Below are 11,112 nucleotides of genomic sequence, written 5' to 3' on the forward strand. Positions count from 1 at the left end.
GGGCAACCTTGGATACGATTCTATGCAGTGCGCCTTTGTTCCATTTACAATGGGCTTGCCGCGGTGGTATCGCTGCAGACGGCAAGACCGGCGATGGTTGTGGCCTGCTGATCCAGAGCCCGGATGGTTTCTTGAAGAAAGCCGCCAAGGCGGCGTTTGGCAAAGAGCCCGGCGATCTTTTTGCCGTTGGCCAGGTGTTCCTGAACCCGGATGAGAGCAAAGCGGCCGCAGGTCGGGCTGCCCTGGAGAAGCGTCTTACCGAGCAGGGGCTGGAAATCATGGGCTGGCGCGAAGTGCCGGTGGATGACAGCTGCCTGGGCCCCATGGCGCTGGACTGCCTGCCGCGCATCGAACAGGTGTTCGTGGTCCCTGCCGGCAAGGAAGAGCGTGACTTCGCGATCAGTCTCTTCGTGGGCCGTCGCCACGCGGAAAGCGACATGGCAGACGATCCGGAGTTTTACATCTGCAGCCTGTCGCATCGGACCCTGGCCTACAAAGGCCTGATGATGCCGGCGGACCTGGCCAATTTCTACAAGGACCTGGGCGACCCGGACCTGGAAACCGCCATCTGCGTGTTCCACCAGCGGTTCTCCACCAACACCATGCCCAAGTGGCCGCTGGCCCAGCCGTTCCGCTATCTGGCGCACAACGGTGAGATCAACACCATCGACGGCAACCGGAACTGGGCCATTGCCCGGGCAGCGAAGTTCAGTTCCCCGCACCTGCCGGACCTGCAGACCCTGCAGCCGCTGGTGAACCTGACCGGTTCCGACTCCTCCAGCATGGACAACATGCTGGAAGTGCTGCTGGCCGGCGGCGTGGATCTGTTCCGTGCCGTACGGATGATGATTCCGCCGGCCTGGCAGAACGTCGACAGCATGGATTCGGAGCTGCGCGCGTTCTACGAGTACAACTCCATGCACATGGAGCCCTGGGATGGCCCTGCCGGCCTGGTCATGTCTGATGGCCGCTACGCGGTCTGTATGCTCGACCGTAACGGCCTGCGCCCGGCTCGCTGGGTTATCACCAAAGACGATTTCATTACCCTGGCCTCCGAGATCGGTACCTACGGTTACCAGCCGGACGATGTCGTGGCCAAGGGCCGTGTAGGGCCGGGCCAGATGCTGGCCATCGACACCGAATCCGGTGAAGTCCTGCACACCAGGGACATCGATCAGCGCCTGAAAACCGCCCAGCCCTACAAGCGCTGGCTGCGGGAGAACGCCCTGCGGGTGGAGACCACCCTGAACCAGGATACGCCTGACTTCCGCCTGATGGACGCCGATGAGCTGCTGGTGCACCAGAAGATGTTCATGGTCACCTATGAAGAGCGTGATCAGGTGCTGCGCCCGCTGGCCGAGAACGGCCAGGAAGCGGTGGGCTCCATGGGTGACGACACGCCGATGGCGGTGCTCTCCAGCAAAGTGCGCCATGTTGCCGATTATTTCCGCCAGAAGTTCGCCCAGGTGACCAACCCCGCGATTGACCCGCTGCGCGAGGCCATTGTCATGTCCCTGGAGACCTGCCTGGGCGCCGAGCGCAACGTGTTCGAGGAGACTGCCGAGCATGCCGACCGGATCATTCTGACCACGCCGGTCCTGTCGCCAGCCAAATTCCTGAAGATTGCCAACAACGAGCGGCCTGGCTTCGAGGTGGCGCGCATTGCCATGAGCTACCGGCCGGAACAGGGCCTGGAGCAGGCCATCCGCCAGGTCTGCGAGGAGGCCGAGCAGGCTGTTCGCAATGGCAAGGTACTGCTGATCCTGAGTGACAAGGATCTCAGGGAAGGCGAGCTGCCGGTCAATGCCCTGATGGCTACCGGCGCCGTTCACCACCATCTGGTACAGCAGGGCCTGCGCTGCGATTCCAACATCATCGTGGAAACCGGCTGGGCGCGGGATCCGCACCAGTTCGCGGTGCTGTTCGGATTCGGTGCCACTGCCGTGTACCCCTACCTGGCCTACCAGGTACTGAACGATCTGATCCGCACCGGCGAGCTGCTGATGGATCCGATCGAGGCCAAGAACAACTACCGCAAGGGCATCAACAAGGGCCTGCTGAAGATCCTCTCCAAGATGGGGATCTCCACCATCACCTCCTACCGGGGTGCCCAGCTGTTCGAAGCCATCGGTCTGGCCGATGACGTGGTGGACCTGTGCTTCCGCGGTGTACCCAGCCGTATCCAGGGCGCCAGCTTCTACGAGTTCCAGCAGGACCAGGAGCAACTGGCGTCGACCGCCTGGAAACCGCGCAAGCCGATCACCCAGGGTGGCCTGCTCAAGTATGTGCACGGTCAGGAATACCACGCCTTCAACCCGGACGTGGTGGGCAAGCTGCAGGAAGCCGTGACCAGCGGCGACTACGGCCACTACAAGGAATACGCCGGCCTCGTGAACGAGCGCCCGGTGGCCACGCTGCGCGACCTGCTGGGTTTCCGCCAGGACATCAAGCCCATCGACATTTCCGAAGTGGAGCCGGTGGAGAAGATCTTCCCGCGCTTTGACTCGGCGGCCATGTCCCTGGGCGCCCTCTCACCCGAGGCGCACGAGGCGCTGGCGGTGGCCATGAACACCCTGGGCGGTCGGTCCAACTCCGGTGAGGGCGGGGAAGATCCGGCCCGTTATGGCACTGAAAAGCGCTCCAAGATCAAGCAGGTGGCCTCCGGCCGCTTCGGCGTTACCGCCGAGTACCTGCGCAGCGCCGACGTTATGCAGATCAAGGTGGCCCAGGGCGCCAAGCCCGGTGAGGGTGGCCAGCTGCCGGGTGGCAAGGTGAATGACCTGATTGCCCGTCTGCGTTATTCGGTACCGGGCGTTACGTTGATTTCGCCGCCGCCGCATCACGATATCTACTCGATCGAGGACCTGGCCCAGCTGATCTTCGACCTCAAGCAGGTCAACCCCGAGGCTCTGGTGTCGGTCAAGCTGGTATCCGAGCCCGGCGTGGGTACTATTGCAGCCGGTGTGGCAAAGGCGTATGCCGACCTGATTACCATCTCCGGATACGACGGTGGCACGGCGGCCAGCCCGCTGACCTCCATCCGTTACGCCGGTTCTCCCTGGGAGCTGGGCCTGACCGAGACCCAGCAGGCCCTGCGCGCCAACGACCTGCGGGGCAAGATCCGCCTGCAGACCGACGGTGGCATCAAGACCGGGCTGGACGTGGTCAAGGGCGCCATCCTCGGCGCCGAGAGCTTCGGTTTTGGTACCACCCCGATGGTGGCGCTGGGTTGCAAGTACCTGCGCATCTGTCATCTGAACAACTGTGCCACCGGTGTGGCCACCCAGAACGACCATCTCCGTGAAGAGCACTTCAAGGGCACGGTGGAAATGGCCATGAACTTCTTCCGGTTTGTCGCCGAAGAAACCCGTGAGTGGCTGGCCAAGCTGGGTGTGCGCAGCCTTGAGGAACTGGTTGGTCGGGTAGACCTGCTGGAGCGGCTGCCGGGCGATACCGAGCGCCAGAAGAAGCTGGATCTCTCGCGTCTGCTGTCCAACGAGCACATTCCGGCGGACAAGCCCCAGACCTGCCAGGTGGAGCGGAACCATCCGTTCGACCAGGGCACCCTGGCCGAGCAGATGGTGGCTGACACCGCTGCGGCCATCAAAGAGAAGAGCGGTGGTGCCTGGTCCTACAAAGTGACCAACTGCGACCGCTCCATCGGTGCCCGCCTGTCCGGCGAAATCGCCCAGTTGCACGGCAACCAGGGCATGGTGGACGCGCCCATCACCCTGGACCTGACCGGTACCGCCGGCCAGAGCTTCGGTGTCTGGAACGTTGGCGGCCTGAACCTCATCCTTGAAGGCGATGCCAACGACTACGTGGGCAAGGGCATGACCGGCGGCAAGCTGGTGGTCAAGCCACCCCGCGGCAGCGCCTTCAAGAGCCAGGAAACCTCCATCGTGGGCAATACCTGCCTGTATGGCGCCACTGGCGGCAAGCTGTTCGCCGCTGGAACCGCTGGCGAGCGTTTCGCGGTGCGTAACTCTGGCGCCCACGCGGTGGTTGAGGGCGCAGGCGACCACTGCTGCGAATACATGACCGGCGGGCTGGTGACCGTTCTGGGATCCACCGGGCACAACTTCGGCGCTGGCATGACCGGTGGTTTTGCCTATGTGATGGACCTGAACAACACCTTCGTGGACAAATACAACCACGAACTGGTGGAGATCCAGCGGATTTCCAGCGAAGACATGGAGTCCTACCGTAATCACCTGCGCGGTGTTATCCGGGAGCACATTTCCGAGACCGGCAGTGAGTGGGCAGAGCACATTCTTGAGAATTTCGACGACTACATCGGCCGTTTCTGGCTGGTGAAACCCAAGGCGGCCAACCTGCGCAGCCTGTTGGCGAGCACCCGGGCGCGTCCGGAATAACGGGCCGGGAACCAGGGTTCGGGGCCGGCAGCCTTGCTGCGGCCCCTGTCGAAATCGAGTTGATGAGAGCGTCATAATGAAAGAACGACTGAGTAACGACTTCCAGTTCGTGGAAGTAGGGCGAATTGACCCGAAGAAAGTGCCTGCGAAAAAGCGCAAGAAAGAGTTCGGCGAGATCTACCATCCGTTCACCGCCGATCACGCATCGTCCCAGGCCCATCGCTGCCTGGAATGCGGCAACCCGTACTGCGAGTGGAAGTGCCCGGTACACAACTACATTCCGAACTGGCTGAAGCTGGTGTCGGAAGGCAACATCATGCGGGCGGTGGAGCTGTGCCACCAGACCAACTCGCTGCCGGAAGTCTGTGGCCGTGTCTGTCCGCAGGACCGCCTGTGCGAAGGGGCCTGTACCCTGAACGACGGCTATGGGGCGGTCACCATCGGTTCGGTCGAGAAATACATCACCGATACCGCCTTCGCCCTGGGCTGGAAGCCGGACATGTCGGCGGTCAAGTGGACCGACAAGAAGGTCGCCGTCATTGGCGCCGGCCCCGCGGGTCTTGGCTGCGCCGACGTGCTGGTGCGCAATGGCGTCAAGCCGGTGGTGTTCGATATTTACCCGGAAATCGGCGGCCTGCTGACTTTCGGTATCCCTGAGTTCAAGCTGGAAAAATCGGTCATGACCCGTCGCCGCAAGGTCTTCGAGGAAATGGGCGTGGAGTTCCGACTCAACACCGAGGTCGGCAAGGACGTTCAGCTGCAGGACATCATCGACGAGTACGACGCGGTGTTCATGGGCATGGGCACCTACACCTACATGAAAGGCGGCTTCCCGGGTGAGAACCTGCCCGGCGTGTACGATGCGCTTCCGTTCCTGGTGTCTAACGTCAATCGTCGCCTGGGCTTCGAGAAGGACGCCGCGGACTTCATCGACATGAAAGGCAAGCGCGTGGTGGTGCTTGGCGGTGGCGATACCGCCATGGACTGTAACCGCACGTCCATTCGGCAGCAGGCGGAGAGCGTTACCTGTGCCTATCGCCGCGACGAAGCCAACATGCCCGGTTCCCGCCGCGAAGTGGCCAACGCCAAGGAAGAAGGCGTGAAGTTCCTCTTCAACCGCCAGCCGATCGCCATCATTGGCGAGGATCAGGTTGAGGGTGTGAAAGTGGTCCAGACCCGTCTCGGTGAGCCTGATGAAAACGGTCGTCGCCGTCCGGAAGTGGTTCCGGGCAGCGAGGAAGTCATTCCCGCCGACGCGGTTCTCGTAGCCTTCGGTTTCCGCCCGAGCCCGGCGGACTGGTTCGACGAGCTGAAAGTGAACACCGACGATTCCGGCCGCGTGACCGCGCCGGAAGAAGCGGAGTTCATGTTTCAGACCAGCAACCCGAAGATCTTTGCCGGCGGCGACATGGTCCGTGGCTCCGATCTGGTCGTAACCGCTATCTGGGAAGGCCGCCAGGCTGCCGAAGGTATCATGGATTACCTGGATATCTGAGGCCCGGCTTGATCCGGATCAGAAGGGCGGCTTCCTACGGGAAAGCCGCCCTTTTTTATTCCGGCAAACCGGGTATTATGGCTCCCCATTCCACAGCCCCTGATACACAGAACATCCTGGATTTTCTATGACTGAGCTGAAGAACGACCGTTTCCTGCGCGCCCTGATGCGCCAGCCCGTGGATCGCACCCCGGTGTGGATGATGCGCCAGGCGGGACGATACCTGCCGGAATACCGGGCCACACGGGCGAAAGCGGGCGACTTTCTCAGCCTGTGCAAGAACACGCCGCTGGCCTGTGAGGTGACTCTGCAGCCACTGGAGCGGTATCCGCTGGATGCCGCCATCCTGTTCTCCGACATCCTGACCATTCCCGATGCGCTCGGTCTCGGGCTGTATTTCGAGACCGGCGAAGGCCCCAAGTTCCGCAACACCATCCGCTCCGAGGCGGACGTAGCGGCGCTGCCGACTATCAACGCAGAGGTGGACCTGGATTACGTGATGAACGCTGTGTCGACCATTCGCGGCGCCCTCAATGGTCGGGTGCCGCTGATTGGCTTCTCCGGCAGCCCCTGGACCCTGGCCACCTACATGATCGAGGGCGGCTCCTCGAAAGACTTCCGGGAAGCGAAAAAGCTGATGTATGGCCAGCCGGAGGTGATGCACCGGTTGCTGGACCATCTGGCGGACAGCGTTATTGATTACCTCAACGGCCAGATCAAGGCCGGTGCCCAGGCGGTACAGATCTTCGATACCTGGGGCGGCGTACTGAGCAGCTGGGCCTACGAGGAATTCTCCCTGCGGTACATGAAGAAGATTGTCGACGGCCTGATTCGCGAGAACGACGGCCGGCGTGTGCCGGTGATCCTGTTCACCAAGAACGGTGGCCAGTGGCTGGAATCCATCGCCGATTCAGGCGCAGATGCGGTTGGCCTGGACTGGACCACGGACATAGGCAATGCCCGTGCCCGCATTGGTGACCGTGTGGCCCTGCAGGGCAATATGGACCCGGCGATGCTGTACGCGCCGCCGGCGCGAATCCGGGAAGAGGTGGCGGACATTCTGCGGCGCTTTGGCTCTGGCAGCGGGCATATCTTCAACCTCGGGCATGGTATTACACCGGATGTAGATCCGGAGCACGCCCGGGCGTTCATCGAGGCGGTGGTGGAGCTAAGCCCCGAGTACCACCGCTGAGCTCGGAGTTCTCGTCTTTCCTAGCCTTCGAGCCTGGAGCATGAGTCTGTTGTGGGGCCCTTTCCAAAAACCGCTCCGAGCACGTCCCTGTGGCTTGTCTCCGGCCATCCCTGGCCTACGACATTTTTGGAAAGGGCCCCACAACAGCCTCGCCCATGCATTGGAGATATGTCGGCCAATTCCGTCAGTTCAGTCTCGTAGGTCGGATTAGGCGCGCAACGCGAGCCGTAATCCGACAACCTGATCCCCTTCGAAAACTCCTCTGGATGCAACGACCTGTCCGGTCTATAGTCAGGTGAAACAAGACCGGTAAACAGGAGTAACCTCTTGCCCACCAAAACCCCCGAAAAACGCCGGTTCCATCGTATCGAGTTCGATGCGCCGTGCGAGCTTCACTGCCAGGAATCTGTCTGGACGACGGAGGTGCTGGATATTTCTCTGAAGGGCGTTCTGGTCAAACGACCGGAGGGGTGGAAGGTGCCGTTAAAGCAGCCCTGCGAGGTGATTATTCACCTGAATGATCACGAGGCAGGCATTGTGATGGCGGTGGAGCTTCGGCACATAGAACCCCACCGATTGGGGTTTAAGTGCCAGTACATTGACCTGGACAGCGCCACTCATCTGAAACGTCTGGTTGAGCTTAATCTTGGTGATCAAGCTCTGCTGGAGAGGGAGTTTGCTCACCTTATTGATTAGGCAGGTTTTGTCGGATTACGGCTTTGCCTAATCCGACCTACCTAGCCAAGCGTGAGATTCAAGCGCTAGAGTCTTTGAAGTTGGAGTCCTGCAGCCTTGCTTGCAGGATAGGTTGCCGTCGCCCCTTCCAAAAATGTTGGAGGCCATGGATGGCCGGAAACAAGCGCACATGGATGTGCTTGTAGCGGTTTTTGGAAGGGGCGACGGCAACCCATCCGTTAACTCCCAAGAAAAAGGCCTAGAGCTCCTCAAGAGCCGAAAGGGCATCACTCAGCTTGGTCACGGGAATCACCTTCATGCCGTCGATGGCCTTGCGCGGGGCATTGGCCTTGGGCACGAGGGCGCGGGTGAAGCCGTGTTTGGCGGCCTCGTAGATGCGCTCCTGGCCACTGGGTACCGGACGGATTTCGCCGGAGAGGCCCACTTCGCCGAAGATCACCAGATCCTGGGGCAGGGCGCGGTCGCGGAAGGAGGAAACGATGGCGGCCAGCAGAGCGAGGTCGGCACTGGTTTCGTTGACCTTGACGCCGCCCACCACGTTCACGAACACATCCTGATCTGACACATGCATCCCGCCATGGCGATGCAAGACCGCGAGTAGCATGGCCAGGCGGTTCTGGTCCAGGCCCACAGCAACCCGGCGAGGGTAGCCACCCTGCGCCATATCCACCAGCGCCTGGATTTCCACCAGCATGGGCCGGGTGCCTTCCCAGACGACCATCACCACACTTCCGGGCGCGGCGTCCTCGCCACGGTTCAGGAAGATCGCGCTGGGATTCTTCACCTCCTTCAGGCCCTGCTCAAGCATGGCGAAGACGCCCAGCTCGTTGACGGCACCAAAGCGGTTCTTGATGCCGCGCAGGGTGCGGTAGCGGCTGTCGCTCGAGCCCTCAAGCAGGATCGAGCAGTCGATCATGTGCTCCAGGACCTTCGGACCGGCCAGGCTGCCGTCCTTGGTGACATGGCCCACCAGAAACAGGATGGTGCCGGTCTGTTTAGCGAAGCGGGTCAGGTAGGCCGCGCTTTCGCGCACCTGGGAGACACTGCCCGGGGCGGATTCAATCTCTGCCACGTGCATCACCTGGATACTGTCCACCACCAGGATCCGGGGCCGCTCGGCTTCCGCCACCTGCATGACCCGCTCCACGCTGGTCTCGGACAGCATTTTCAGGTCTTTGGTGGGCAGGCCCAGGCGTTTGGCGCGCATGGCCACCTGCTGCAGCGATTCTTCGCCGGTCACGTACAGGGCCGGAACGCTGGCCGCCAGGTGGCAGACCGCCTGCAGCAGCAGGGTGCTCTTGCCGGCGCCCGGATGCCCGCCCATCAATACCGCCGAGCCTTCCACCAGGCCGCCGCCCAGCACCCGGTCGAACTCCTGCATGCCGGAGCTGATGCGAGGGCGTTCGGCCAGGCTCACGTCATCCAGGCTCTGTACCTCGGACAGGCTGCCGGCAAACCCTTCAAACCGGGCTCCGCGGGCGCCTTTGTTGTTGCTGCTGACGCCGCGGACTTCGCTGATGGTATTCCAGGCCTGGCAGGCCGTGCACTGGCCCTGCCATTTGGAATAGTCGGCACCGCACTCGGTGCAGACATAGGCGGTCTTGGTTTTTGCCATCAGGCCAGCTTCTTGTACTTCATGCGCTTGGGCTGCATGGCGGAATCGCCTTTGCGCTTCTTGAAGTCCTCGTCGTACTCACTGAAGTTGCCCTCGAAGTACACCACCTCACCGTCGTCCTCGAACGCCAGGATGTGCGTGGCCACCCGGTCCAGGAACCAACGGTCGTGAGAGATGACCAGCGCCGAGCCCGGGAAGTTCAGCAAGGCTTCTTCCAGGGCGCGCAGGGTTTCCACGTCCAGGTCGTTGGTGGGCTCGTCCAGCAGAAGCACGTTGCCGCCCTGCTTGAGCAGTTTCGCCAGGTGCAGGCGGTTGCGTTCGCCACCGGACAGGTCGCCAACCCGCTTCTGCTGGTCGCTACCCTTGAAGTTGAAGCGGCCCACGTAGGCGCGCGAGGGCGTCTCGTAGTTGCCCACCTTGATGATGTCGTTGCCGTCGGAGAGCTCTTCCCAGACGGTCTTGCTGCCATCCAGATCGCGCATCTGGTCCACGTACGCCAGCTCCACGGTTTCACCCACGGTGATGTTGCCGGAGTCCGGCTTGTCGAAGCCGGCAATCATCTTGAACAGGGTTGATTTGCCGGCGCCGTTGCCACCGATGATGCCGACGATGGCGCCGGGCGGTACGCTGAAGGACACGTCTTCATAGAGCAGGCGGTCGTCGAAGGACTTGCTGATGCCGTCGACTTCAATCACCTTGTTGCCCAGGCGTGGTCCGGGCGGAATGTACAGCTCGTTGGTTTCGTTGCGCTTCTGGAATTCCTGGGAGCTCATTTCCTCAAAGCGGGCCAGACGGGCCTTGCTCTTGGACTGGCGGCCCTTGGCGTTGCTGCGAACCCATTCCAGTTCCTGCTTGATGGCCTTCTGGTGAGAAGCTTCCTGCTTGGCTTCCATCTCCAGGCGCTTCTCCTTGTTCTCGAGCCACTGGCTGTAATTGCCCTCGAACGGAATGCCGTGGCCACGGTCCAGTTCCAGGATCCAGCCGGCGACGTTGTCCAGGAAGTAGCGGTCGTGGGTGATGGCCACCACGGTGCCTTCGTAATCGTGCAGGAAGCGCTCCAGCCAGGCGACGGATTCGGCGTCCAGGTGGTTGGTGGGCTCGTCCAGCAGCAGCATGTCCGGCCCGGACAGCAGAAGCCGGCACAGGGCCACCCGGCGGCGCTCACCACCGGACAGCACCTTCACCTTCTGGTCCCAGGGTGGCAGGCGCAGGGCGTCGGCGGCCACTTCCATCTTGCGTTCGATGTCATGGCCGTCGGTGGCCTGGATGTAGGCCTCGAGCTCGCCCTGCCGTTTTGCCAGGGCATCGAAGTCCGCGTCCGGTTCGGCGTAGGCCGCGTACACCTGGTCCAGCTCGGCCAGGGCGTCGTGTACGCCTGACACCGCCTCGTCCACGATCTCCTTGACGGTCTTGTCTTCATCCAGCTCCGGTTCCTGGGGCAGGTAGCCCACGTTGATGCCGGGTTGGGGCCGTGCCTCGCCGATGTAATCCTGGTCCACGCCCGCCATAATACGCAGCAGGGTGGACTTACCGGCGCCGTTCAGGCCGAGCACACCAATCTTGGCGCCGGGAAAGAAACTGAGGGAAATATCCTTGAGGATCTCGCGCTTGGGCGGAACCACCTTGCCCACGCGGTTCATGGTGTAGACGTATTGGGCCATGTTGGCTTAAACCTCATCTAAAGCTGAATTCGAACTCTGGAGGCGCGGTCGGTGGGGCGGGCCTGCCGGGATACGCT

The 11,112-nt window shown here is 62.0% G+C and carries 6 protein-coding genes; 4 read left to right on the forward strand and 2 right to left on the reverse strand.

Annotated elements, in window-relative coordinates:
• The 4 genes from gltB to ACFC20_RS17180 form a co-directional block, all read left to right on the forward strand.
• The coding region (gene gltB, locus ACFC20_RS17165) for a glutamate synthase large subunit (protein WP_375194060.1) at positions 1-4,376 on the forward strand (4,376 nt) is incomplete at its 5' end.
• A 76-nt stretch (positions 4,377-4,452) separates the two neighbouring features.
• The gene (locus ACFC20_RS17170; protein ID WP_375194061.1) at positions 4,453-5,871 is read left to right on the forward strand and encodes an FAD-dependent oxidoreductase; all 1,419 of its coding nucleotides are present in this window, start codon (positions 4,453-4,455) and stop codon (positions 5,869-5,871) included.
• Positions 5,872-5,998: 127 nt separating this feature from the next.
• Positions 5,999-7,063 carry a uroporphyrinogen decarboxylase gene (gene hemE, locus ACFC20_RS17175; RefSeq protein WP_375194062.1) on the forward strand — a complete coding sequence of 355 codons (1,065 nt, stop codon included), beginning with the start codon at positions 5,999-6,001 and terminating at the stop codon, positions 7,061-7,063.
• A gap of 327 nt (positions 7,064-7,390) precedes the next feature.
• The gene (locus ACFC20_RS17180) at positions 7,391-7,759 is read left to right on the forward strand and encodes a PilZ domain-containing protein (protein WP_375183564.1); all 369 of its coding nucleotides are present in this window, start codon (positions 7,391-7,393) and stop codon (positions 7,757-7,759) included.
• Between the two features lie 238 nt (positions 7,760-7,997).
• On the opposite strand, the gene radA is transcribed toward ACFC20_RS17180, so the two are convergent.
• Positions 7,998-9,374, reverse strand: a complete 1,377-nt coding sequence (gene radA, locus ACFC20_RS17185) for a DNA repair protein RadA (RefSeq protein ID WP_375194063.1) — start codon at positions 9,372-9,374, stop codon at positions 7,998-8,000.
• Entirely contained in the window at positions 9,374-11,035 is a 1,662-nt protein-coding gene (ettA, locus tag ACFC20_RS17190) for an energy-dependent translational throttle protein EttA (RefSeq protein WP_375194064.1), read from the reverse strand. Before ettA ends, radA begins: the two co-directional genes overlap by 1 nt.
• Positions 11,036-11,112 lie beyond the last annotated feature (77 nt).

This window comes from Marinobacter sp., assembly GCF_041984545.1.
In the GTDB taxonomy this organism is placed as follows: domain Bacteria; phylum Pseudomonadota; class Gammaproteobacteria; order Pseudomonadales; family Oleiphilaceae; genus Marinobacter.